Source organism: Delftia sp. NA_296.1, from assembly GCF_052692095.1.
Genome location: NZ_JBQZGF010000005.1, coordinates 335027 through 357528 on the forward strand (window position 1 = coordinate 335027; position 22502 = coordinate 357528).

Consider the following 22502-nt stretch of genomic DNA (forward strand, 5'->3'; position numbering starts at 1 on the left):
GCGGCGTCACGAGTAGAAGCTGGGCTGCGGATGGGTTCCGTTGAGCACCCAGTCGCCCAGCTCCTGCAGCTTGTAGTGCAGCGGGTCGTGCAGCGTCTGCGTGCGCAGGTTGCGCCAGAAGCGGTCAAAGCGCAGCGCCGCGTGCGTGGCGCGCGCGCCCGTGGCCTCGAAGATGCGGCTGGACAGGTCCAGCCCCGAGCGCGTGGTGGCAATCTTGGCGGCCGTCACGGCCACGGCGACTTCGCCGCGCTCGTGGGCGGTCAGCGCCGGGCCACGGCGCCAGGCGGCGTCAAAGCGCTGCGCGGCCTGCAGGGTCAGCAGGCGCGCGCCTTCCAGCGCGGCCCACAGCTCGCCATACAGCGCCTGGATGTGGGGGTCTGCGCCGGCCGCATCGGCAGGGGACTTGAACCAGGGCCGCGCCTCGTTCAGCGTGTAGCCGCGCGCCTGCTCCAGCGCGCCCTGGGCAATGCCCAGGAACAGATGGGCCAGGATGAGCTGGGCCAGCAGCGGGCGCAGCGCGGCATGCGGCGTGGACAGCGGCCCGGGGTCCAGCAGCAGCTCGGCCGCTTCCACGCGCACGCGCTCGAACAGGGCCGAGCCGCTGTCGGTCTGGCGCTGGCCCATGTTGTCCCAGTCGCGCAGCAAGGTGATGCCCGTGCGCTCCGTGGGCACCACGCCGATCAGCAGCTGGCCGCTGTCGGCATCGATGGCCGAGGCCACCAGCATCTGCGAGTCCAGCGCGCCCGAGGTAAAGCTCTTCTTGCCCGAGAACTCCCAGTGGCCGGGCTGGCGCGTGGCCGTGGTGCGGCGGTCCAGAGGATTCAGCGTGTTGCCCCAGAACCAGCGGTGGCGTGCCGTCTGCAGCAGCCAGGGCCGCCACTGGGCGGGCTGGCCGAACAGCTGCACGGTGGCCAGGTGCAGGTGCTGGAAGCCGTAGACATGGGCCAGCGAGCCGTCTGCCGTGGCCAGGATGCGCACCGTCTCCAGCGTCTGCACCCAGTCCGCGCCCAGGCCGCCCAGCTCGCGCGGAATGCTCAGTGCCAGCAGGCCGCTGGCGCGCAGCGCATCGCGCTCGGCCTTGGGCGTGCCGCCTGCGGCATCGCGCCGGGCCGCCGTGGCGGCAAGGCGCTGCGCCAGATCCTGCGCAGTGGCTATCGGGTCCGCAGGGACGGCCTCTGCCTGGCTCACGCGGGCTGCCCGGCCAGGGCCAGGTCGGCGGCTTCGGGAACAGGCGGCTGTGCCTCGGCCTGGGCCTGAGCCTGGGCCTGCGCCAACTGCTGCAGCGCACCGCGCAGCACCGGCGCCGACAGCTGCACGGTCAGCTCGATGCGCTGGCGCAGCGATTCGCTGTGGACCTGGCCGTCCTGGATGTCCTCGGGAGTGGAGTACACGCCAATGGGCAGGGTGAGGGCCGAGAAAAAGCCGAACAGCGGGCGCAGCTGGTGGTCCAGGATGAGGGCGTGGCGCGGGCTGCCGCCGGTGGCGGCCAGCAGCACGGGCGTGCCCTGCAGCGCGTCCAGGTCGATGAGGTCGAACAGGTGCTTGAGCAGGCCCGGCAGGCTGGCGCGGAAGACCGGCGCGCCGACGATGAGGAAGTCGGCCTGCTCGATGGCTTCGATGGCCTGCAGCGTGGCCGGCGGCAGGTCGTTCTTGGACAGGGCCGCGCCCAGGTGGGGCTGCAGGTCCAGCAGGTCGATGACCTGTGCCTGCAGCGGCAGCTCCTGGCCCAGGCGGGCATGCAGGGCGTCCAGCAGGACACGGGTGCGGGAGGGGCGGCTCAGGCTGCCATTGACGATGACAGTCTTCAGCGATCGGCTCATGGAAACTCCTTGGCGTGGGTTCCAGGAGGCAGCGCGGCATGCGGTTTGCGAAGACTGCCAGCCCGGATGAGGTGGGATGGATGCCTTCATTACAGGGCCGAACGCCGGTATGGCGAAAGAAACTTAACGCATTTGCTTATCGGTTTGAGTGACTTGGCAAGTGCTTGTTTTTGAAAGGAATTTTGTGGCGCATGGCATGTGCTAATGCGTTCTGGCGATATGCGCACGGCCGCTGCGCCCGTCCCTGCGCAGCGCGGCCGCGCAAGGGCCTTCAGCCCGCCACGCCCGTCACGCCCACGTGCCAGTAGTAGATGGGGTCGGCGCCGTTGAGCAGGATGTCGCCCGCCGAGCGGGCCTTGTACAGCACGGGGTTGTGCGAGGCCAGGGTGCGCGCATTGCGCCAGTGGCGGTCCAGTGCCAGGTCTTCGGACAGGGCGCTGGAGCCGCCCACCTCGAACAGCCGCGCGGCCGCCTGCAGCACGGGATCGACCACGGCCACCTGGGCCTGGGCCGTGCGCAGCTCCAGGGCATGCAGTTGCTGCAGCGGCACCTCGCGCCCGGCCTCGCGCTCGCGCGCGATGCGGCCCAGCTCGGCGGCCACGTCGGCCACGGCCAGGCCTGCGATGTAGGCCGTGCCGGCCAGCTGGCCGACGATGTGCTGCACCAGCGGATCGTCCTTGGGCAGGGTGGCGCTGCCGTGGCTGAACACGCGGCGGCGCGCCTGCACATAGGCGATGGCATCGCGCTGCAAGGCCCGGGCAATGCCGGCCAGGGTGGCCAGGTGGGCCAGCTGGAAATAGGCCACCAGGGGCGTGGGCTGGGCGCGCGGGAAGCGGATCACGGCGTCGTCGGGCACGCGCACCTGGCTGAGCACGGTGGTGCCCGAGCCGGTCAGGCGCTGGCCAAAGCCGCGCCAGTCATCGAAGCGCTGCACGCCGGCCTCCGAGGTGGGCACGACGGCGTGCACGGTCTGGTCCTCCTTGCCCGGCTCCACCGCGCGCGCCACCACGGTCACCCAGTCGGCATACAGCGTGCCCGTGCTGTAGAACTTGCGCCCGTCCAGCCGCCACCAGCCGGGCTGCGCATCGGGCACCAGGGTGGTCTGCAGCGTGCCCAGGGTGCCCGTGCCCACCTCGGTGGTGGCATTGCCGAACACGGCGCCGCGCGCGGCCAGCGGCAGCCAGCGGGCCTGGGTGGCGGCATCGCGGTCGATGAGCACGCGGTCCAGAAAGCCGAAGTGCGGGCGCAGGATCTGGGCGACGTTGGAGTCGGCCTCGGCCAGCTCGGTCCACAGCGCGAACAGCTGCTCCACGCTGGCGCCGGCTCCGCCAAGGCGGCGCGGCACGCGCAGCGCGGTGAAGCCGCTGTCACGCAGCCAGGCGATGGGTTCATGGGCCAGGCTGCGCGTGCGTTCGCGCTCGGCCGCACCCTGGGCGATGCGGTCGAACACGGGGCGAAAACGCGCCTGCAGGGATGGCAGCGAGGGCGCGTCGGGATCGGCCGGGCCGTCTGTGGTTGGGCCGGGCGCCGCGTAGGCCGCAGGCTCGGTGGCGCAGGAGAGGGTGGTGGTCATGGCTTTGCAAATTCAAAGGCCCGCCAACCCGGCCTGCCTGCAAGGCAGGGCCGGGCCACGGGCCGGTGGGGGAGGGTGGCTAAGGACTTCAACGCCGCCAGCGCGCGGCGGCGTGGCTGGCGGGCAGGCGGTCGCCCTGGCCGAACAGGCGCTGGCGCAGCGTGGCGTCCTCGCCGTAGCTGGTGCGGTAGCGGCCCCGGTTCTGCAGCTCGGGCACGACCAGGCGGGCGAAGTCTTCCCAGGTCTCGGGCGCGACGATGCGCGTCAGGTTGAAGCCGTCGATCTCGCCCACGTCGATCCAGCGCTCCAGCTCGTCGGCCACCTGGGCCGGGTCGCCCACGATGGTGGCGTAGCGGCTGCCCAGCGTGAACTGCTCCAGCAGCTTGCGCCGCGTGGTCCAGCCCTGCTTCTGCGCGGCCTGGGCCGCCGACTGGATGGCGTTGGTGTTGCCGAAGGAGATGGGGTCGTCCAGCCCGTACTGCGCAAAGTCCACGCCGGTGCTGGCGGCAAAGTGGGCCAGCCCGCTTTCCGCGCTGGCGTGGGCCAGGTAGTCGGCGTATTTCTCTCGCGCCTCGGCCTCGGTGCGGCCGGGCACCACGGCCACGCCGGCGTAGATCTTGATGTCCTCGGGGCGCCGGCCCGCGTCCACGGCGGCCTGGCGCAGCTGGCGCGAGGCCTCGCGCGCGGCCTCGGGCGTGCGCGCGCCGATGAAGATGCCCTCGGCATGCCGGCCCGCAAAGCGCAGCCCGCGCGGCGAGGTGCCGGCCTGGAACAGCACGGGCGTGCGCTGGGGCGAGGGCGCGCTCATGTGGATGGCGTTGGCGCGGTAGAACGGCCCCTCGTGCACCACCGGGTGCACCTTGCCGGGCAGGGCGTGGATGCGCCGCGCCTTGTCGGCGATCACGGCGCCCTCTTCCCAGCTGCCTTCCCAGAGCTTGTAGGAAAGCTCCAGGAAGTCGTCGGCGCGGTCGTAGCGGCTGTCGTGCTCGGCCAGGCCGTCCTGGCCCAGTCCGCGCGCGCCGCTGTCCACATAGCCGGTGACGATGTTCCAGCCGATGCGGCCGTTGGTCAGCTGGTCCAGCGTGGTCACGTCGCGCGCGAAGGTATAGGGCTGGTGCGCGCCCACGGTGGCCGTGAGGCCGAAGCCGATGTGCCGCGTCACCGCCGCCATGGCCGAGACCAGCAGCCAGGGGTTGTTGACGGGCAGCTGTATGCCTTCGCGCAGGGTCAGGTCCACGCCGCCCTGGTAGACGTCGTAGTAGCCGACCACGTCGGCGATGAAGATGCCGTCGAACAGGCCTTCCTCCAGCACCCTGGCGATGTGGGTCCAGTAGGCCAGCGTGCCGTACTCGGTGGAGCGGTCGCGCGGATGGGTCCACAGGCCGTGGTGTATGTGGCCCACGCAGTTCATGTTGAAGGCGTTGACGTGGATGTGGCGCTTGGCTTGCGTCATGGGGCGGGTCCTGCAGTCCGTTGCGTCAGTTCTTCAACCAGGCCAGGCGGTAGAGCTTCTGGTCGTTCAGGTAGAAGGCGTGGATGGTCTTGCGCACCACGTCGGAGTTTTTGTAGATGTCCAGGAAGCGGGCGATGCGCGGGTCGGCCGCGCGGTCGCTGCGGGCCACGAACTGGATGGCCCAGGAGTCGTCCTCGTAGCTGGTGTAGGCCAGGCCCTTGCTGGCATCGAAGGCCTTGGAGGCGATGATGAAATACGGAAAGCCCTGGGCCAGGTCCACGTCGGGCGTGGTGCGCGCCAGCTGCGGGCCCTCGATCTCCACGAACTGCAGCTTCCTGGGGTTGGAGACGATGTCCGCCTGGGTGCCCAGCAGCCCGGTGTCGGGGCGCAGCGTGATCAGGCCCGCGTGCTGCAGCAGGCGCAGGCCGCGGCCCACGTTGACGGGGTCGCTGGCAATGGCCACCTTGGCGCCCGTGGGCAGGTCGGCCAGGGATTTGTGGCGCGTGGAGTACAGGCCCAGATAGGACAGGATGCCCGCCTGCACGCTGGTGAACTTGAAGCCCTTGCTGCGCGCTGCATTGGCCAGGTAGTTGCTGTTCTGGTAGTAGTTGAGGTCGATATCGCCCGCGTCCAGCGCCACGTTGGGCGTGGCCCAGTCGGTGAATTCCACCACCTGCACGTCCAGGCCCTGCTTCTTGGCCTCCTTGGCGGCGGCTTCCACCGAGTCCGCGAAGATGCCCGGCACCACGCCGATCTTCAGGGGCGCGGCCAGGGCGCTGCCCGCGAGCAGGGCAGCGCCCAGGAAGGCGGCCAGCCGGGGCCAGAGTGTGGGGGAGGTCGTTGTCATCATTGCATTCCTGTGTCGTTGATAAAGGTCAGAGCGCGCCATGGCGCGGCGGGCGTATGCCGTTGAGCACGTAGTTGCCCACGGCGTGGTATTTCCAGCGCACGGGGTCGTGCAGGGTGTGGGTGCGCGCGTTGCGCCAGAAGCGGTCCAGGCCCTGTCCCGCCAGGGTGGAGGCCGTGCCTGCCAGCTCGAACAGCTTGCTGCCCGCCAGCAGGCTGGCGCTGGTGCTCAGCGCCTTGGCCTGGGCCACGGCCACCGAGGCAGCGGCCACGCTGTCTTCCGTGGGCGCGCGCTGGGCGGCGTCCACGGCCAGGGCCGCGCGGGCCACGAGGGCATCGGCGGCGCGCAGGCGCACGTGGACATTGCCCAGTTGCTGCAGCAGCAGCGGGTCCTGCGTGGCGCTGGCCACGCCCGCGTCCACCCAGGGCCGCGCATGCTCGCGGATGAAGGGCAGGGCGGCCTGCAGCGCGCCGTGGCCAATGCCCGCATCCAGGGCGGCATGGATGATCTGGGCAAAGGGGCCGATGGTGGTGGGCCGCTCGAAGGAACTGGTGAAGGGCACCACCCATTCGGGCTCCACGCGCACGCGGTCGAACTGCACCGAGCCGCTGCCCGTCACGCGCTGGCCGAAGCCGTCCCAGTCGTCGGTGACGGTGACGCCGGCCGCATCGCGCGGGATGAAGACCAGATACATGCGCTCGCCTTGCCCCGGCGCCTCTTCCTGCGCGCTGACCAGGGTGGGAATCCAGTGCGCGAACAGGGCGCCCGTGCAATAGAACTTGCGCCCCTGCACGAACCAGCCGCCGCTCTCGCGCAGCAGCCGCGTGCGGCGCTGGAAGTCGCGGTGGCCGATCTCGGCCAGCGCATTGCCCAGGCGCTCGCCGCGCAGCACACGGTCATAGAAGAAGGCCTTTTGCGCGGGCGATCCGCCCACGCGCAGCACTTCCAGCGAGTAGTAGTGGTTCTGCGGAATGTGGCCGAAGTTGCCATCGGCCGCCGCGATCAGGGCAATGGCCCGGGTCAGCGTGGCCGTGGACACGCCCGCGCCGCCGTACTCCCGGGGAATGGTGATGCCCCACAGGCCGCTCTGGCTGAACTGCTCCACCTCCTGCCAGGGCAGCAGGCGGTCGCGGTCGCGCGCCAGCGCGCCGGGGGCGATGAGGGCGGCAAAACTGCGGGCCGCCTCCAGCGCCTCGGCCTCGCTGCCGATGATGTGGGCGGGCCGGGCTGGAGGCGCGGCGGGCGCGGGCTGGCTGCCCGGTGTGGAGGCCAGGGCCTGCAGCTCTTGGGTTGATGTCTGTGTCATGGCGGTCAGTTCCACTGGTGGCGGCGCGGCAGGGCGCCGTTGAGCAGGTAGTTGCCCAGCAGGTGGTATTTCCAGCGCACGGGGTCGTGCAGCGTGTGCACGCGGGCGTTGCGCCAGTGGCGGTCCAGGCGGTGGGCAGCGCGGCTGGCCGAGGAGCCGGCCAGTGCGAACAGGTGCTCGCCGGCCTGCAGCGCGGCCTCGGTGGTGAGGATCTTGGCCTCGGCCACGGCCACCGAGGCCTGGGCGCTGGCCTGCTCGTCCACCGCGCCACCAGCCGCTGCAGCAAGCGCATCCAGCGTGCGCGCGGCCTCCAGCAGCACGGCATGGGCTGCGTCCACGTCGATCTGCAGTTGGCCGACCTCGTGGATGAGGTGGGGATCGTCGCTGGCGCGCGCCACGCCGGAGTCCATCCAGGGCCGGCTCTTGTCGCGCACGAAGTCCACCGCGTCGCGCAGCGCGCCCAGGGCAATGCCCGCGTCGATGGAGGCCTGGATCAGCTGCGACACCGGGCCGGACAGCGAGGGCGTGGCCTCGAACTGCCAGGCAGGCACCACGTCCTCGGGCTGTACCTGCACCTGGTCCAGCTGCACGCTGCCGCTGGCCGTGGTGCGCTGGCCGAAGGAGTCCCAGTCGTCGAACACGGTCACGCCTGGCGCATCGCGCCGCACCCAGACCTGCACGATGCGGCCTTCCTCGTCCTGGGCGCGAAACGGCACCCAGTGTGCAAATGCCGAGCCCGTGGAGTAAAAGCGCGTGCCGCTGACGCGCAGGCCCCCATCGGCATCGCGCGACAGGCGCGCCGTGGCCTCCAGCACATGGGCCGCGCGCCCCTTGCGCTCCGGCCCCGCATTGCCCAGGCGGTGGCCGGCCAGCACGTCGGCGAACCAGCGGCGCTTCTGGGGCTCGCTGCCCATGTCCCGCAGGTTCTGCAGCACGGCGAAATGGTTCTGCGGAATCTGGCCCAGCGAAGGGTCGGCCGCGCACAGCGTGACGAAGACCTGGGCCAGCGTCTCGTACGAGGCGCCCAGGCCGCCGTAGGCGCGGGGCACGGTGATGGCGCCCAGCCCGCTGGCCGTGTGGCGCTCGATTTCCTGCCAGGGCAGGCGCCGCTCATGGTCGCGGGCGGCTGCGTCCGCGCGCCATTCATCGGCCAGGGCCTGGGCGGCCTGCAGGGCCTCGGCCTCGCTGGTGATGCGGTGCGGGGTGGAGGGCGGCAGGGGCAGGCGCCGCAGCGCCCCGCCCGGGGTGTGGTGTGTGTTGCCGGGCAAGGCTGCGCCCAGGGCATCCGGTGTGGTCATTCCGTGCCTCGTTGCTGAGTCGGTGGGGAGAGGGCCGCCAGGCGGCGGCCCCGGAGGGAAAGGCGTGGTGCCTGTTTTCAGCGTCAGCGGCTGCGCAGCCGGCGCACGTAGCGGTCGCCCAGCACCTGGACCACGGTGACCAGCGCGATCAGCACGGCAATCACCAGCAGCATCACCTGGGTGTCGAAGCGCTGGTAGCCGTAGCGGATGGCCAGGTCGCCCAGGCCGCCCGCGCCCACGGCGCCGGCCATGGCCGAGGAGCTGATCAGCGCCACCAGGGTGATGGTGAAGCCGCCCACGATGCCGGGCAGGGCCTCGGGCAGGTAGACGTGGCGCACGATGTCCCACTTGCGGCAACCCATGGCCTGGGCGGCTTCGATGAGGCCGGGATCGACCTCGCGCAGGCTGACCTCGACGATGCGCGCGAAGAACGGCGTGGCGCTGATGGCCAGCGGCACGATGGCCGCCCACACGCCGATGGTCGTGCCCGTCACCAGCCGCGTGAACGGGATCAGCGCCACCAGCAGCACGATGAAGGGCGTGGCACGGAAGCCGTTGATCACGCTGCCCAGCGCACGGTGTGTGCGCGGCGAGGCCAGGAAGCCGCCGGGCGCGGTGACGATGAGCAGCACCGCCAGCGGAATGCCCGCCGCCAGCGCGATGCCGCCCGAGACGCCGACCATCATCAGCGTGTCGGCCAGCGCGTTGCCATAGCGCTCAATGGGAATGGACAGATTCAGCGACATATCCGAGATCCTTGATGTCATGCGCAATGGCCGCCGGGCCCTGCGTCAATGTGTGCCAGTCATGCGCGGCCGTGCCGCCGCCCAGCGCGATCAGCAGCTGCCCCTGGGCATGGCCCTGGATGCGGTCCACGCCGCCATGCAGCAGGCGCACCCGGCCGCCCAGGGCCTGGGCGATGCGCGGGAAGTCGGGCTCCAGCCCGTCCTCGCCGCGGTAGGTCAGCTGCAGGATGCGTTCGTGGCGGCCTGCGGGCGCGTCGGGCAGCAGGCGCTGGCGCAGGTCGTCGGGCAGGCCGTGCTGCAGCGGTGCCAGCAGGGCGCGCGTGGCCGGGTGCTGCGGGTTGCCGAAGACCTTCCAGACCTCGCCCAGCTCGGCGATGCGGCCCTGCTCCAGCACCAGCACGCGGTCGGCGATCTCGCGGATCACGCTCATCTCGTGCGTGATCAGGATGATGGTGATGCCCAGCTTGCGGTTGATGGTGCGCAGCAGCTCCAGGATGGACTGCGTGGTCTCGGGGTCCAGGGCCGAGGTGGCCTCGTCGCACAGCAGGATCTCGGGGTCGGTGGCCAGGGCGCGGGCAATGCCCACGCGCTGCTTTTGCCCGCCCGACAGCCGGCTCGGATAGGTGCCAGCCTTCTCCTGCAGGCCCACCAGGGCCAGCAGCTCATTGACCCGCGCATTGATGCGTGCGCGCGGCAGGCCCGCCACCTGCAGGGGCAGGGCCACGTTGTCATGCACCGTCTTGGCCGACAGCAGGTTGAAGTGCTGGAAGATCATGCCGATGCGCCGGCGCAGCTGCACCAGTTGCGACTCGTCCAGCGTGCCGATGTCCACGCCATCGACCCGCACCTGGCCGCTGCTGGGCTGCTCCAGCCGGTTGATGGTGCGCAGCAGGCTGGACTTGCCCGCGCCGCTGCGCCCGATGATGCCGAAAATGCTGCCCGGCGCGATCTCCAGGCTGATCGCATCCAGCGCCTGTACGGGCCCGGCCGAAGACTGGTAGGTCTTGGCCACGCCGCTGAAGGCCACGGCGCCGGGTCCACGGATGGATTCCCGCGTGGTGCCGGCCGCTGCCGATGAGCGCCTGCCCGCGTCATGGGCCGGCCTGTCCGCCTCGTGGGCCGGCCTGTCCGCCAGGGGCTGCCTGGCTGCAATGCTGGTTGACATGGCTGAAGTCCTCCCCGTGCCGCTCAGGGCTTGACCCAGGCCAGGTTGTACAGGCGCTTGTCGTTGGAGAAGGCGCGCTGGGCCTCGGCCTTCACCGCATCGGAGTTCTGGTAGATGCGGATGAACTTCTGCACCACGGGGTCCTGCGTGCGGTTGGCCTTGACCACGAACTGGATGGAAAAGCGCGCATCCTCGATGCCCGAATATGCAAGCCCGCTGGACGGATCGAAGGCCTTGGCCGCCACGATGAAGTGCGGGTAGCCCTGGGCGAGGTCCACGTCGCCCGTGATGCGCACCAGCTGCGGCCCCTCGACCTCGACGAAGCTGAGCTTCTTGGGGTTCTCGACGATGTCGTCCAGGCTGCCCAGGTAGCCCACGCCGGGCTTGAGCTTGATCAGCCCCACCTTCTGCAGCAAGAGCAGGCCGCGCCCCTGGTTCACGGGGTCGTTGGCAATGCCCACCTTGCCGCCCTGCGGCACCTGGGCGATGGCCTTGTGCTTGAGCGAGTACAGGCCCACGTTGGCCAGGATGCCCGTGCCCGCGCTGGCCAGCTTGTAGCCGTTCTTCTGGATGGCGTTGTCCAGGAAGGGCTGGTGCTGGAAGTAGTTGATGTCCAGGTCGCCCGAGTCCACGGCCACGTTGGGCGTGGTCCAGTCGGTGAACTCCACCACCTGCACATCGATGCCCTGGGCCTTGGCCTCCCTGGCAGCGACGGCCACCGAGTCGGCGTAGGCGCCGGGCACCACGCCGATGCGCAGCTTGTCGGCAGCGTGGGCGGAGAACAGGGCCAGGGCGGCCAGCGGGGCGATCAGGGCACGGGAAAGCTTCATCGGGATCTCCGGAAAAAAAGGTTCGAAAAAGGCAGGAAGGGGCCGCGTCACGGCTTGCGCCACGGCAGGCTGTACAGCCTGTCGTTGGCGGCGAATGACTTGTGGATCTGCGCCTGCACGGCGCCCGAGGTCTGGTAGATGCGCACGAACTGCGCAATGCGCGGGTCCCGGGCGTTGTCCTGGCGCGAGACGAAGCGGATGGCGTAGTACAGGTCGTCAATGCCCGAATACAGCAGCGCATTGCCGGCCACCTGCGGCCGCCCGGCGTTGACGAAGTGGGCCGGGTAGCCCTGGGCCAGGTCCACATCGTCCAGCGCGCGCACCAGCTGCGGCCCTTCGATCTCGACAAAGCGCAGCCTGCGCGGGTTGGACACGATGTCGTCCAGCCCCGCGCGCGGGCCCTTGCCTTCGCGCAGCTGGATCAGGCCGGCCTTCTCCAGCAGCAGCAGGCCGCGCCCCTGGTTGACGGGGTCGTTGGCCACGCCGACGCGCGCTCCCTCCTTCAGGTCGGCAAAGCGCTGGGTCTTGAGCGAGTACAGGCCGATGTTGGGCAGCAGGCCCGTGGCCACGCTGGTGAAGGCATAGCCGCGCTCGCGGATGGCGTTGTCCAGGAAGGCCTGGTGCTGGAAGTAGTTGAGGTCGATGTCGCCGGCCGCCAGCGCCGTGTTGGGCGTGGTCCAGTCGGTGAACTCGATGACCTGCACGTCCAGCCCCTGGGCGCGCGCCTCCTTGGCGGCGACCTCCACGGAGTCGGCCAGCGAGCCGGGCGTGACGCCTATCTTCAGCGCGGCGGCCGCCGCAAGGCCGGGCAGCGCCAGCGTGGCGGCGAGCGACCAGAGCAATGTGTTTCTGCGCGTGGGCAAGGCGTGGTTCCTCCAGCTCGGCCAGGCCCGGCGCCGGCGCCCACATGGCGCCTGCCGGCATGGCCTCTGAAGGCATTGCAACACCCGGCCCCGGCGCGCACCACGACGGAATTCACATTTCCTTATAGCGAGCCATGCGCGGCGCAAGGCATTGATCGCAAAGGAAATTTTGCACAGGCAAGATTGAGCTTATGCCCGCGCGAAATATGGCACCGTGCCGGCTGCGCAGGCTTGCGGCAGCCAGGGCGGCCTGCCGCGCTCCCAGGCTCAAGCGCCCTGTTGCGCCTTCATCCTCGTCCAGGCCTTGAAGAGGATGGACTGCAGGCTGGCACGCTCGCCCTCGTCCAGGTAGTCGACCAGGGACTCGCACATGCGCCAGAAGGCCGGCAGCGCGCGGGCCAGCACCTCGCGGCCCTGGTCGGTGAGCGCCAGGTCGAAGCTGCGGCGGTCTTCCTGGCTCAGGCTGCGCGCCAGCAGCGAGCGCTTTTCCAGCCAGTCCAGCAGGCCCGTCACCGACGAGCGCGTCACGCCGACGTAGCTGGCGATATAGGAGGGCGTGACCACCGTGTCGCCCAGCAGCCCGCGCTCGGCCAGGCCGAAGATCATGAGCACGTCGAGCTTGCTCTCGGACAGGCCGAACGCCTGCAGCGATGCGTTGGCGCGCTGCTCCACATCATCGGCCAGCCACAGCAGCAGCAGGCCCAGGCCGGCGGCCGGCGTGTCGGTGCCGGGCTGCGCGGTCTCGGCCATCAGGGCCAGGTGCGGGCGCAGCGCTTCGGGGGCGTTGGCGAGGGGGGTGGAATCGGGGGCCGGTGCGGCAGCGGTCTTGCGCGGACTCATGGGAGTGGATGGAAGCGGGTGAAACCGGGTTGAAGGCGGGTTGAAGCCGGGAGAAGAAAAGGCGGTTGATTTTACGGCTTTCATATATTACGCTTTGTGTATAGTACGTTAAGCGTATTATTTGGCGGCACACAAATCTGCAAGGACATCCCATGCCCATCAAAGTTCTGGAACTCCACCATGTCGGATTCGGCGTCAACCACGCCCAGGCCGACGCCATGCTCGACTTCTACCGCGAAGTGCTGAACCTGCCCCAGGACGCCGCGCGCTGGAAGATCCCCGGCATCTACGGCTCCTGGATCAACCTGCCCAACGGCAGCCAGTTGCACATCCTGGGCAGCGAGGGGCCGTCGCGCTATGCGCAGGGCCCGGGCAAGGACCCCGTGTCCAACCACATCGCGCTGGCCGTGGACGACATCCTCGGCGCCGAGCAGGAGCTGCTGGCGCGCGGCGTCGATTACTTCACGCTGGACAACGTGGCATCGCCCAGCCTCAAGCAGCTGTTCCTGCGCGACCCGGCCGGCAACCTGGTGGAACTGCACCAGTCCAATGCGCGCGCCCCCGGCATCGCCCAGGCCGAGCAGGACGCGGCGCGCGCCGGCAACGAGTGACGCGACGCCCTCCCCTTTTCCCTTCCCCTCCGGAATCCCATGTACTTTGAAATGCAATCGCTCAACAGCGAGCAGCGCAGCAACATCCTGCACTCCCTGGTTCTGCCCCGTCCCATCGCCTGGATCAGCTCGGTGGACGGGGACGGCACGGTCAACGTCGCGCCGTTTTCCTTCTTCAACGCCATGTCGGGCGATCCGCCGCTGCTGTGCGTGTGCATCGGCTCGCGCCAGGGCGTGCTCAAGGACACGGCGCGCAACATCGCGGCCACGGGCGAGTTCGTGGTGAACCTGGTGTCCGAGCCGCTGGCGCGCCGCATGGCGGTGACGGCCATAGAGTTCGGCGCGCAGGTGGACGAGTCGGCCCAGGCCGGCCTGGTCCTGGGCGATGCACGGCGGGTGAAGGCGCCGCGCATCGTGGACAGCCCTGCGTCCTTCGAGTGCCGCGTGCGCCAGATCATCGATATCGACGGCGTGCGCAGCCTGGTGCTGGCCGACGTGCTGGCCGCCCATGTCATGGATGCGGCCGTGGTCGATGGCGAGCTCATGTACTTCGACCCCGCGCCCATGGAGCTGATCGCGCGGCTGCAGAACCCCGGCTGGTATGGCCGCGTGGGCGATGCCTTCCAGATGCCCACGCCTTCGGTGGCGCAGTGGGACGCCATGCAGCGCCAGGGCGTGTCCGACGGCTACCTGGCCTGGGCCGACGATGGCGCCGCCGCGCGCTGAAGGGCCGCCCATGCTTGCGCAACACACCATAGACAGCTTGGCGGCCGAGCTGCACGCCAGCGAAAAAAGCCGGGTGCAGATCCGGCACTTTTCCCGCCGCCATCCCGACATGACGGTGCAGGACGGCTACGCCATCTCGCGCGCCTGGATGCGGCTCAAGCGCGCCGAGGGCCGCACGGTCAGGGGCCACAAGATCGGCCTCACTTCGCGTGCCATGCAGCAGGCCGTGCAGATCACCGAGCCCGACTACGGCACCCTGCTGGACGACATGTTCTTCGAGCCCGGCGGCGACATTCCCTTTGCGCGCTTCATCGCTCCGCGCGTGGAGGTGGAGCTGGCCTTCGTGCTGGGCCGCACGCTCAAGGGGCCGGGCGTCACCCTGTGCGATGTGCTGGCCGCCACCGACTGGGTGGTGCCCGCCGTGGAAATCATCGACGCCCGCATCGAGCAAAAGGACCGCGATACCCAGGCCATGCGCACGGTGCGCGACACCATCGCCGACAACGCGGCCAATGCCGGCATCGTCATGGGCGGGCGGCCCGTGCGCCCCGACGCGGTGGATCTGCGCTGGGTGTCGGCGCTGCTGCAGCGCAACGGCGTGATCGAGGAGTCCGGCGTGGCGGCCGCCGTGCTCAACCATCCGGCCACGGGCGTGGCCTGGCTGGCCAACCGGCTCGCGCAATGGGATGAGCAGCTGGACGCAGGCCAGGTGGTGCTGGCCGGCTCGTTCACGCGGCCCGTCACGGCCCAGGCCGGCGACAGCTTCCATGTGGACTACGGGCCGCTGGGCTCCATTGCCTGGCGCTTTGCCTGAGCTTCGTCCGCAGTGCGGCGATGGTGTCGCCTGCGGCACAGTCCGCAGGCCCGGCGCGTCGCCGACAATGCAGCGGCGCCGCCCGCCACCGGTGCGCGGGCGGCGGCTGCAATACATGCACTACAGGATGGACAAGCAATGGAGATGAAGAACGCAAAGACGGCCGTGGTCACGGGCGGAGGAACCGGCGTGGGCAAGGCCGTGGCGCTGGCCCTGGCGGGCGCGGGCTACCAGGTGGTGGTGGCGGGCCGCCGCCAGGCGCCGCTGGATGAGACCTGCGCCGAGGCCCAGGCAAAGTACGGCGCGGGCGAGCGCATGCTGGGCATTGCCACCGATGTCAGCGACCCGGCTGCCGTGGAGCAGCTGTTCGCGCGCACGGTGCAGCGCTTCGGTCGCGTGGACCTGCTGTTCAACAACGCCGGCCGGGGCAATCCGCCCGGCTCCTTCCTGGACTGGACGCCCGAGCAGTGGCGCGAGGTGGTCGATGTCAACCTCAACGGCATGTTCTATTGCCTGCAGCAGGCGTTTCGCACCATGCGCGACCAGTCGCCGCGCGGCGGCCGCATCATCAACAACGGCTCCATCTCCGCGCATGCGCCGCGCCCCAATTCCAGCGCCTACACGGCCACCAAGCATGCCGTCATGGGCCTGACCAAGACCGCTGCGCTCGACGGCCGTGCCTACGACATCGCCGTGGGCCAGATCGACATCGGCAATGCCATGACCGAGCTGGCATCGCGCATGGCCAAGGGCGTGCCCCAGGCCAATGGCGAGATCGCGGTGGAGCCGCTGATCGACGCGGATGTGGTGGGCCAGTCCGTGCTCTACATGGCCAGCCTGCCGCTGGAGGCCAATGTGCTGTTCCACACGGTGATGGCCACCAAGATGCCCTTCGTGGGCCGGGGCTGAACCGGCAAAGTCAGGCCCTCAGGCCTGCACGCGGCGGCTCGCCGTCTCGGACGGGAGCTCGCCGAAGCGGCTGCGGTACTGGGCCGCGAAGTGGCCCAGGTGCAGGAAGCCGTATTTCTGCGCCACGTCGCGCACGCCGGAGCCGGCTGCGACGCCCGGGCCCTTGGCTGCCTGGAGTTCGGCGCGCACCCGGTCCAGCCGCAGCTGGCGCAGGAAATCCATGGGCCCCATGCCTGCGTGCTGGCGGAAGGCGGCCTGCAGCGTGCGCGCGCTGCAGCCGGCCTCGCGGCAGACATCGGCCAGCGACAGGGGCTGGTCGGCATGGGCCTGCATGTACTCCTGGGCCTTGCGCACGCCGCGCGGCAGCAGGCTGCGCCGGCTGTCCCCGGCCAGTGCGCGGCTGTGGCTGTGCGTGGCCGACATCAGCAGGCTGGTCAGCAGGTATTCCTCCGCATGCTGGGCCAGTGCCTGCGTGGCCTGCAGGGCGTTGCCCGCATCCAGCGTGTGCCGCAGGCAGTCGATGAAATGCACCAGCGGTGCCAGCGCCGGCTGGTCCAGCGGCACGCCCAGATCGAACACCAGGGGCCGGCCTGCGGGCGCCTGCAGCAGCGCCTCCAGCCGCGCCACCAGGGCCGGGCGGGCCATGCGCACGATCAGGTGCGGGCTGTCGTCGGCCCAGCGCATGGACAGCGGCTCGGTCGGCGAGGGCAGGGAGGCCAGGCGCGGCGTGGCATCCACCTGCTGCGCGCCGCAGCGGATCTCGGCACTGCCGCGCAGGGGAATCTGCAGCAGGAAGAAGTCCCGCAGGTAGCCGGGCTCGATGTGCACGCCGGGGCCGTACTGCACATAGTTCAGGCTGACGTTGCGGGAAAGCGGCGCGCTGTGGTGGCAGGCGTCCAGCTCGGCGCGCGGGCGCAGCATGCCCAGGCCATGCGGACAGAAGACGCGCGCCACGCTTTCGCGGGCCTCGTCCATGTCGTGGCTCTCGAAAAGCCGGTAGCGCTGCAGCGGCAGCGGTGTGTGCATGGCGTGTTCCATAGGCTGGGCAGAACGTAGCAAAAACCACCCGCTCCCACAATTCGGACCATTCCCCTGGAGCCAATTTCTGCGCGCCAGGGACAGTGCCTGCGCTTGCCGGATGCCTGCGCGGCCCGGCCCCCCGTAACGTGTGCTGCACAGGCCAGCCCGGCCTGGCATCCACACGGGAGAACAAGCGTCATGTTCAAGGGACTCGAAGGCAAAAGCGCCATCGTCACCGGCGGCTCCACCCTGATAGGCGCCGGCGTGGTGCGTGCGCTGCACGCGGCCGGCGTGAAGGTGGTCATTGCCGACATCGATGCCGACAACGGCCAGGTGCTGGCCGATGCGCTGGGCGAGGGCGCGCTTTTCGTGCGCACCGACATCACCGACGACGCCCAGGTCGCCGCCTGCGTTCAGCAGGCATGCAGCCGGCACGGCGGCGTGCACATCCTGGTCAACCTGGCCTGCTCCTATGTGGATGAGGGCATGCAGTCGCCGCGTGCCGACTGGCTGGCCTCGTTCAACGTGAATGTGGCCAGCGCCGTGGCCATGCTGCAGGCCGTGCACCCGCACATGGTGGCTGCCGGTGGCGGGGCCGTGGTGAACTTCACCAGCATCTCCTCCGAGGCCGCGCAGACGGGGCGCTGGCTCTACCCGGCCAGCAAGGCGGCCATGAAGCAGCTCACGCGCAGCATGGCCATGGACCTGGCGGCCGATGGCATCCGCGTCAACAGCGTCTGCCCGGGCTGGACCTGGTCGGCGGTGATGGACCGGCTCAGTGGCGGCGACCGCGCCAAGACCGACCGCGTGGCCGCGCCCTTTCACCTGCTGGGCCGCGTGGGCGATCCGCACGAGGTGGCGCAGGTGGTGCTGTTCCTGTGCTCGGACCATGCCAGCTTCGTGACCGGCGCCGACTACGCGGTGGACGGCGGCTACGGCGCCATGGGGCCCGAGCGCGCCGTGGCCGCCATTCCCCAATTGATGGACTAGTACGCAGTACGGACACGGAGCCGCAAGGAGACAGCCATGAAGAAAATCGCCATCGTCGGAGCCGGCCAGTCGGGCCTGCAACTGGGCCTGGGCCTGCTGGCCGCGGGCCATCAGGTCACGATACTGAGCAACCGCACGGCGCAGGACATCGCCCAGGGCCGGGTCATGTCCAGCCAGTGCATGTTCGACAGCGCGCTGCAGATAGAGCGCGGCCTGGGCCTGGACCACTGGTCGCGCGAATGCCCGGTGGTCGAGGGCATCGGCCTGTGCGTGCCGCATCCGGCGCAGCACGGCGGGAAAGCGGCCGACAAGGCCATCGACTGGGCCGCGCGGCTGAACGCGGGCGCGCAGTCCGTGGACCAGCGCCTGAAGATCCCCGCATGGATGGACGACTTCCGCCGCCAGGGCGGCGAGCTGGTGCTCAAGGACGCGGGCATCGCCGAGCTGGAGGAATGCACGCACAGCCATGACCTGACCCTGGTCGCCAGCGGCAAGGGCGAGATATCGAGGCTGTTCGAGCGCGATGCCCACCGCTCGCGCTTCGACCAGCCCCAGCGCGCGCTGGCGCTGACCTATGTGACGGGCATGAAGCCGCGCGAGCCGTTCTCCGCCGTGTCCTTCAACCTGCTGCCGGGCGTGGGCGAGTATTTCGTGTTCCCGGCGCTGACGACCACGGGCCCCTGCGAGATCATGGTGTTCGAGGGCGTGCCCGGCGGCCCCATGGACTGCTGGGGCGATGTGAAGACACCGGAGCAGCACCTGGAGCGCAGCCGCTGGATCCTCGACACCTTCGTGCCCTGGGAGGCCGAACGCTGCCGCGACATTGCGCTGACCGATGACAACGGCATCCTCGCGGGCCGCTTCGCCCCCACGGTGCGCAAGCCCGTGGCCACGCTGCCGTCGGGGCGCAAGGTGCTGGGCATGGGCGACGTGGTGGTGCTCAACGACCCCATCACGGGCCAGGGCTCCAACAACGCGGCCAAGTGCGCCGACACCTATCTGCGCAGCATCCTGGCGCGCAGCAATGGCGACGGTAATGGTGACGGAAATCGTGACGAAAATGGCGCATTCGACGCCGCCTGGATGCAGCAGACCTTCGACCGCTACTGGTTCGGCTATGCGCAATGGGTCACGCAGTGGACCAACATGCTGCTGGCACCACCGCCACCCCATGTGCTCAAGCTGCTGGCCAGCGCGGGCACGCTGGCACCGCTGGCCAGCGCCTTTGCCAACGGCTTCGACGACCCGCGCACCTTCTTCCCCTGGTTCGCGGATGCGGGCGAGGCGGACCACTACATCGACAGCTGCGCGGCCATCGCCGCCATGGCAGCCGTCCCCGCCTAGCTGCAGAGGCCGCCATGAGCACATGCGACACCCCGGCCGCCGCCACGGCCTGCTCTTTCGATCCGCGCGAGCTGCGCAAGGCCTTCGGCCAGTTCACCACGGGCGTGACCGTCATCACCACGCGCGCGCCGGACGGGCGGCGCGTGGGCATGACGGCCAACTCGTTCTCCTCGGTCTCGCTGGACCCGCCGCTGGTGCTGTGGAGCCTGGCGCGCCAGGCGCCCAGCGTCTGCGATTTCCAGGGCGCCAGCCATTTCGCCATCCACGTGCTGGCTGCGGGCCAGCACCTTCTGTCGCGGCGCTTTTCCACGCCGCAGCAAGACAAGTTCGGCGGCCTGGACTGCGCGGAAGGCCCGGCCGGCGTGCCCCTGATCGATGGCGTGCTGGCCCGCTTCGTCTGCCGCAACGTCCGGCAATACGATGGCGGCGACCACCTCATCTTCATCGGCCAGGTCGAGCGCTGCGAACGCTTCGACGGCGAGCCCCTGGCCTTTCACGCGGGCTACTATCAGGTGACGGTGCGGCACCCCGAATGCGTATGACGGGCCATGAAAAAAGCGGCACCGCAGCTTTCCCCACCCTTTGAAACGGAGACAGACCCATGCAGCAGAAAGAACCCCCGGCAAGCCGCCATGTGCGCATCAACGCGCTGGACGGCAGCGGCAGCTTCAACGCCTACCTGGCCGTGCCGGCCTCGGGCAGCGGCCCCGGCCTGGTGCTGGCGCAGGAGATCTTCGGCGTCAACGCCACCATGCGCGAGGTGGCCGACTACTACGCCGAAGAAGGCTACGTGGTGCTGGTGCCCGACCTGTTCTGGCGCCAGCAGCCCGATGTGGAGCTGGGCTACACGCCGGCGGACTGGGAGCGCGCCTTCGGCTTCTACAAGGGATTCGACGAGGCCCTGGGCGTGCAGGACATCCAGGCCTGCCTGAACGCCTTGCGCCAGCGCCCCGAGGTCACGGACGGCAAGGCCGGCGTGCTGGGCTTTTGCCTGGGCGGCAAGCTGGCCTACCTGGCCGCCTGCCGCACCGATGCCGATGCGGTGGTCGGCTACTACGGCGTGGGCATCGAGGCGGCGCTGGACGAGGCCGAGCGCATCCGCTGCCCGCTCACCCTGCATGTGGCCGAGCTCGACGCCTTCTGCCCGCCCGAGGCGCGCCAGCGCATCGTCCAGGCGCTGGGCGGGCGTCCCGGCGTGGCCGTGCATGTCTATCCGGGCGTGGACCATGCCTTTGCGCGCAAGGGCGGCGATCACTTCCACCGCGCCTCGGCCCTGATGGCGCACGAACGCAGCATTGCCACGCTCAAGTCCGCCATCGGCCCGCATTTCGACCTGGCCGCGCTGTGGGACAAGCACTGCGAGTACGAGTTCGCCACGCGCAACGTGGACGACACCATGGCCACCATGGTGGCCGAGCCCTATGTGAACCACATCCCCACCATGACCGGCGGCGTGGGCTTCAGCAACCTGCACGCCTTCTACACGAACCACTTCGTCAACAGCAATCCGCCCGACACGTCGCTGACCCCGATTTCACGCACGGTGGGGGCCTCGCAGGTGGTGGACGAGATGCTGTTCTGCTTCACGCACACCACCGAGATCCCGTGGATGCTGCCCGGCGTGCGGCCCACGGGGCGGCGCGTGGAGATCCCGCTGCTGGCCGTGGTCAAGTTCCGGGGCGACAAGCTCTACCACGAGCACATCTACTGGGACCAGGCCAGCGTGCTGGTGCAGGTGGGCCTGCTGGACCCGGCGCTGCTGCCCGTGGCGGGCGTGGAGACGGCCCGCAAGCTGTTGGACGAGACACTGCCTTCCAACGAACTGCTCAAGCGTTGAGCGCGGCGCGGGCGCATGGGTTTCACCCTGCGCCCGCTGGCGGCCTGCAGGCCGCCAGGGCTCTCAGGGTTGCCACCAATGTTGATATGTCAACATTGGCGGATCATGCGGCCATCGCAATCGCCATCGCCGCCCGGTTTCCTCTGCCCAATGCCCCGCCCACGCACATCCACGATCCCTGCCGCCGATGCCGCCACCGGCCCTGCACCGGACACGCAGGTCTGCAGCCAGACGCTGGCGCTGGAGGACTTCATCACCTTCCGCCTGGGCGCGCTGTCCAATGCGCTGCAGACCCAGGTGACGCGCCACTACATCGCACCGGCATCGCCCGTGGGGCTGACCGAGTGGCGGCTCATGGGCCAGATCCAGCGCCACGGTGAACTGCACGCCAGCGCGCTGTCGCGCCTGAGCCTGATGGACAAGGCCCAGATCAGCCGCGCGCTGCAGCCGCTGATCGACCGGGGCTGGGTGCTGCGCCGCGCCGATCCGCAGCACGCGCGGCGCCACCTGCTGCAGCTGAGCGAGGCAGGGCAGGCGCTCTTCGACGAGGTGCTGTCCCGCGCCCGCCCCTACCAGGCGGCCCTGCTCAATGCCCTGACGGCCGATGAGCGCGCCATGCTGGACCGCATCCTGGACAAGCTGGGCCGTGCCTCCCAAGCGCTGGACCAGGGGCTGGACCAGGGGCTGGATGCCTGATTTCCCCACAAGCCACTGCACAACCCACCTCAGAACCCACCCCACGAGCCACACCATGAATTGCTCCATGCACCCTGATGAGCGGGCCGCCCGCATCGAACTGGCCGCCTGCTACCGCGTCTTCGCCATGCTGGGCTGGGACGAACTGATCTACAACCACATCACGGTGCGCCTGCCCGACAGCGTGACGGGCGGTGAAAAGCAGTTCCTGATCAACCCCTTCGGCCTGCACTACGAAGAGGTCACGGCCAGCAACCTGGTGCGCATCAATGTGCGCGGCGAGGTGCTGGACGGCTCGCGGCATCCGGTCAACCCGGCCGGCTTCGTGGTGCATGCGGCCATCCACGACGGACTGCCGGGCGCCCACTGCGTGATGCACACGCACACCACCTCGGGCATGGGCGTGGCCTGCCTGGAGCAGGGCCTGTCGCAAAGCAACTTCTACAGCGCCCAGCTGCACGGCATGGTGGCCTACCATGACTTCGAGGGCATCACCATCCATGCCGACGAAGGGCCGCGCCTGCTGGCCAGCATCGGCCACCGCAAGGCCATGATCCTGCGCAACCACGGCCTGCTCAGCTGGGGCAGCGACCTGCCCCAGGCCTTCGTGGTGCTGTGGACGCTGCAGCGTGCCTGCGACGTGCAGATGGCCACCCTGTCCATGGGCGCGCCGCGCATGGTCTCCGACGCCATGGCCCAGCGCTGCAACGAGGACTCGCTGACCTTCAACGACAGCCACGGCGGTGCCCGCGATGTGTTCGACCACCTGGTGCGCCGTGTGAACCGGCGCGACAGCAGCTATCTCGATCTTTGA

23 protein-coding genes are annotated in these 22502 nt (G+C 69.7%); 10 read left to right on the forward strand and 13 right to left on the reverse strand.

What is annotated here, in order from left to right; translation table 11 throughout:
* Nucleotides 1–6: 6 nt before the first annotated feature.
* From ACUTR7_RS15305 to ACUTR7_RS15360, 12 genes are all read right to left on the reverse strand, one after another.
* On the reverse strand, nt 7–1188 hold the full coding sequence (locus ACUTR7_RS15305) for an acyl-CoA dehydrogenase family protein (protein ID WP_012203700.1): 1182 nt from the start codon (nt 1186–1188) through the stop codon (nt 7–9).
* Entirely contained in the window at nt 1185–1820 is a 636-nt protein-coding gene (msuE, locus tag ACUTR7_RS15310; RefSeq protein ID WP_445609175.1) for an FMN reductase, read from the reverse strand. The genes ACUTR7_RS15305 and msuE overlap by 4 nt, the downstream gene beginning before the upstream one ends.
* Before the next feature lie 271 nt (nt 1821–2091).
* Nucleotides 2092–3393 (reverse strand): acyl-CoA dehydrogenase family protein, encoded by a 1302-nt coding sequence (locus ACUTR7_RS15315; RefSeq protein WP_445609176.1) that lies wholly within the window; start codon nt 3391–3393, stop codon nt 2092–2094.
* An 88-nt stretch (nt 3394–3481) separates the two neighbouring features.
* Nucleotides 3482–4846, reverse strand: coding sequence for an LLM class flavin-dependent oxidoreductase (locus ACUTR7_RS15320; RefSeq protein WP_445609177.1), 1365 nt, complete (start codon nt 4844–4846; stop codon nt 3482–3484).
* A 25-nt stretch (nt 4847–4871) separates the two neighbouring features.
* Nucleotides 4872–5696 (reverse strand): MetQ/NlpA family ABC transporter substrate-binding protein, encoded by an 825-nt coding sequence (locus ACUTR7_RS15325; protein WP_012203704.1) that lies wholly within the window; start codon nt 5694–5696, stop codon nt 4872–4874.
* Nucleotides 5697–5721: 25 nt separating this feature from the next.
* Nucleotides 5722–6999, reverse strand: a complete 1278-nt coding sequence (locus ACUTR7_RS15330; RefSeq protein ID WP_445609178.1) for an SfnB family sulfur acquisition oxidoreductase — start codon at nt 6997–6999, stop codon at nt 5722–5724.
* Nucleotides 7000–7004: 5 nt separating this feature from the next.
* Nucleotides 7005–8297, reverse strand: coding sequence for an SfnB family sulfur acquisition oxidoreductase (locus ACUTR7_RS15335; protein WP_445609179.1), 1293 nt, complete (start codon nt 8295–8297; stop codon nt 7005–7007).
* A gap of 83 nt (nt 8298–8380) precedes the next feature.
* A complete protein-coding gene (locus tag ACUTR7_RS15340; protein WP_012203707.1) occupies nt 8381–9043 on the reverse strand; it encodes a methionine ABC transporter permease in 663 nt (220 codons plus the stop codon).
* Nucleotides 9015–10208: a methionine ABC transporter ATP-binding protein gene (locus ACUTR7_RS15345; protein WP_445609180.1), complete on the reverse strand. Its 1194-nt coding sequence runs from the start codon at nt 10206–10208 to the stop codon at nt 9015–9017. Before ACUTR7_RS15345 ends, ACUTR7_RS15340 begins: the two co-directional genes overlap by 29 nt.
* 23 nt (nt 10209–10231) lie before the next feature.
* Nucleotides 10232–11038: a MetQ/NlpA family ABC transporter substrate-binding protein gene (locus ACUTR7_RS15350; RefSeq protein ID WP_141830001.1), complete on the reverse strand. Its 807-nt coding sequence runs from the start codon at nt 11036–11038 to the stop codon at nt 10232–10234.
* Between the two features lie 47 nt (nt 11039–11085).
* A complete protein-coding gene (locus tag ACUTR7_RS15355; protein WP_016449091.1) occupies nt 11086–11901 on the reverse strand; it encodes a MetQ/NlpA family ABC transporter substrate-binding protein in 816 nt (271 codons plus the stop codon).
* A gap of 267 nt (nt 11902–12168) precedes the next feature.
* Nucleotides 12169–12741, reverse strand: a complete 573-nt coding sequence (locus ACUTR7_RS15360; protein ID WP_016454129.1) for a MarR family winged helix-turn-helix transcriptional regulator — start codon at nt 12739–12741, stop codon at nt 12169–12171.
* A 152-nt stretch (nt 12742–12893) separates the two neighbouring features.
* Between ACUTR7_RS15360 and ACUTR7_RS15365 the strand changes: the two genes are divergently transcribed.
* The 4 genes from ACUTR7_RS15365 (at nt 12894) to ACUTR7_RS15380 (ending at nt 15801) form a co-directional block, all read left to right on the forward strand.
* Complete coding sequence (locus ACUTR7_RS15365) at nt 12894–13352, forward strand: VOC family protein (RefSeq protein WP_017404212.1); 459 nt, start codon at nt 12894–12896, stop codon at nt 13350–13352.
* A 39-nt stretch (nt 13353–13391) separates the two neighbouring features.
* On the forward strand, nt 13392–14078 hold the full coding sequence (locus tag ACUTR7_RS15370; RefSeq protein ID WP_034390731.1) for a flavin reductase family protein: 687 nt from the start codon (nt 13392–13394) through the stop codon (nt 14076–14078).
* Between the two features lie 10 nt (nt 14079–14088).
* The gene (hpaH, locus tag ACUTR7_RS15375; protein ID WP_445609181.1) at nt 14089–14892 is read left to right on the forward strand and encodes a 2-oxo-hept-4-ene-1,7-dioate hydratase; all 804 of its coding nucleotides are present in this window, start codon (nt 14089–14091) and stop codon (nt 14890–14892) included.
* A gap of 138 nt (nt 14893–15030) precedes the next feature.
* Nucleotides 15031–15801 (forward strand): SDR family oxidoreductase, encoded by a 771-nt coding sequence (locus ACUTR7_RS15380; RefSeq protein WP_013803947.1) that lies wholly within the window; start codon nt 15031–15033, stop codon nt 15799–15801.
* A gap of 18 nt (nt 15802–15819) precedes the next feature.
* Here the strand turns inward: ACUTR7_RS15380 and ACUTR7_RS15385 are convergent, their stop codons facing one another.
* Nucleotides 15820–16827 (reverse strand): AraC family transcriptional regulator, encoded by a 1008-nt coding sequence (locus ACUTR7_RS15385; RefSeq protein WP_016454133.1) that lies wholly within the window; start codon nt 16825–16827, stop codon nt 15820–15822.
* 192 nt (nt 16828–17019) lie between these two features.
* On the opposite strand from ACUTR7_RS15385, the gene ACUTR7_RS15390 reads away from it, so the two are divergent.
* The 6 genes from ACUTR7_RS15390 to ACUTR7_RS15415 all read left to right on the forward strand — a co-directional run bounded on the left by ACUTR7_RS15390 (nt 17020) and on the right by ACUTR7_RS15415 (nt 22502).
* Complete coding sequence (locus tag ACUTR7_RS15390) at nt 17020–17811, forward strand: SDR family oxidoreductase (RefSeq protein ID WP_043824618.1); 792 nt, start codon at nt 17020–17022, stop codon at nt 17809–17811.
* A gap of 36 nt (nt 17812–17847) precedes the next feature.
* Complete coding sequence (locus tag ACUTR7_RS15395) at nt 17848–19155, forward strand: styrene monooxygenase/indole monooxygenase family protein (protein ID WP_445609182.1); 1308 nt, start codon at nt 17848–17850, stop codon at nt 19153–19155.
* A gap of 14 nt (nt 19156–19169) precedes the next feature.
* A complete protein-coding gene (locus ACUTR7_RS15400; RefSeq protein ID WP_034390735.1) occupies nt 19170–19697 on the forward strand; it encodes a flavin reductase family protein in 528 nt (175 codons plus the stop codon).
* Between the two features lie 59 nt (nt 19698–19756).
* The gene (locus ACUTR7_RS15405) at nt 19757–20992 is read left to right on the forward strand and encodes a dienelactone hydrolase family protein (protein ID WP_016449084.1); all 1236 of its coding nucleotides are present in this window, start codon (nt 19757–19759) and stop codon (nt 20990–20992) included.
* A 150-nt stretch (nt 20993–21142) separates the two neighbouring features.
* Entirely contained in the window at nt 21143–21688 is a 546-nt protein-coding gene (locus ACUTR7_RS15410; RefSeq protein ID WP_016454136.1) for a MarR family winged helix-turn-helix transcriptional regulator, read from the forward strand.
* Nucleotides 21681–22502: a class II aldolase/adducin family protein gene (locus tag ACUTR7_RS15415; RefSeq protein ID WP_445609183.1), complete on the forward strand. Its 822-nt coding sequence runs from the start codon at nt 21681–21683 to the stop codon at nt 22500–22502. Before ACUTR7_RS15410 ends, ACUTR7_RS15415 begins: the two co-directional genes overlap by 8 nt.

Coding starts and splice junctions, on each gene's coding strand:
- msuE (WP_445609175.1), bottom strand. CDS start 1,820: ATGAGCCGATCGCTGAAGACTGTCATCGTCAATGGCAGCCTGAGCCGC.
- ACUTR7_RS15315 (WP_445609176.1), bottom strand. CDS start 3,393: ATGACCACCACCCTCTCCTGCGCCACCGAGCCTGCGGCCTACGCGGCG.
- ACUTR7_RS15320 (WP_445609177.1), bottom strand. CDS start 4,846: ATGACGCAAGCCAAGCGCCACATCCACGTCAACGCCTTCAACATGAAC.
- ACUTR7_RS15325 (WP_012203704.1), bottom strand. CDS start 5,696: ATGATGACAACGACCTCCCCCACACTCTGGCCCCGGCTGGCCGCCTTC.
- ACUTR7_RS15330 (WP_445609178.1), bottom strand. CDS start 6,999: ATGACACAGACATCAACCCAAGAGCTGCAGGCCCTGGCCTCCACACCG.
- ACUTR7_RS15335 (WP_445609179.1), bottom strand. CDS start 8,297: ATGACCACACCGGATGCCCTGGGCGCAGCCTTGCCCGGCAACACACAC.
- ACUTR7_RS15340 (WP_012203707.1), bottom strand. CDS start 9,043: ATGTCGCTGAATCTGTCCATTCCCATTGAGCGCTATGGCAACGCGCTG.
- ACUTR7_RS15345 (WP_445609180.1), bottom strand. CDS start 10,208: ATGTCAACCAGCATTGCAGCCAGGCAGCCCCTGGCGGACAGGCCGGCC.
- ACUTR7_RS15350 (WP_141830001.1), bottom strand. CDS start 11,038: ATGAAGCTTTCCCGTGCCCTGATCGCCCCGCTGGCCGCCCTGGCCCTG.
- ACUTR7_RS15360 (WP_016454129.1), bottom strand. CDS start 12,741: ATGAGTCCGCGCAAGACCGCTGCCGCACCGGCCCCCGATTCCACCCCC.
- ACUTR7_RS15365 (WP_017404212.1), top strand. CDS start 12,894: ATGCCCATCAAAGTTCTGGAACTCCACCATGTCGGATTCGGCGTCAAC.
- ACUTR7_RS15370 (WP_034390731.1), top strand. CDS start 13,392: ATGTACTTTGAAATGCAATCGCTCAACAGCGAGCAGCGCAGCAACATC.
- hpaH (WP_445609181.1), top strand. CDS start 14,089: ATGCTTGCGCAACACACCATAGACAGCTTGGCGGCCGAGCTGCACGCC.
- ACUTR7_RS15380 (WP_013803947.1), top strand. CDS start 15,031: ATGGAGATGAAGAACGCAAAGACGGCCGTGGTCACGGGCGGAGGAACC.
- ACUTR7_RS15385 (WP_016454133.1), bottom strand. CDS start 16,827: ATGCACACACCGCTGCCGCTGCAGCGCTACCGGCTTTTCGAGAGCCAC.
- ACUTR7_RS15390 (WP_043824618.1), top strand. CDS start 17,020: ATGTTCAAGGGACTCGAAGGCAAAAGCGCCATCGTCACCGGCGGCTCC.
- ACUTR7_RS15395 (WP_445609182.1), top strand. CDS start 17,848: ATGAAGAAAATCGCCATCGTCGGAGCCGGCCAGTCGGGCCTGCAACTG.
- ACUTR7_RS15400 (WP_034390735.1), top strand. CDS start 19,170: ATGAGCACATGCGACACCCCGGCCGCCGCCACGGCCTGCTCTTTCGAT.
- ACUTR7_RS15405 (WP_016449084.1), top strand. CDS start 19,757: ATGCAGCAGAAAGAACCCCCGGCAAGCCGCCATGTGCGCATCAACGCG.
- ACUTR7_RS15410 (WP_016454136.1), top strand. CDS start 21,143: ATGCCCCGCCCACGCACATCCACGATCCCTGCCGCCGATGCCGCCACC.
- ACUTR7_RS15415 (WP_445609183.1), top strand. CDS start 21,681: ATGCCTGATTTCCCCACAAGCCACTGCACAACCCACCTCAGAACCCAC.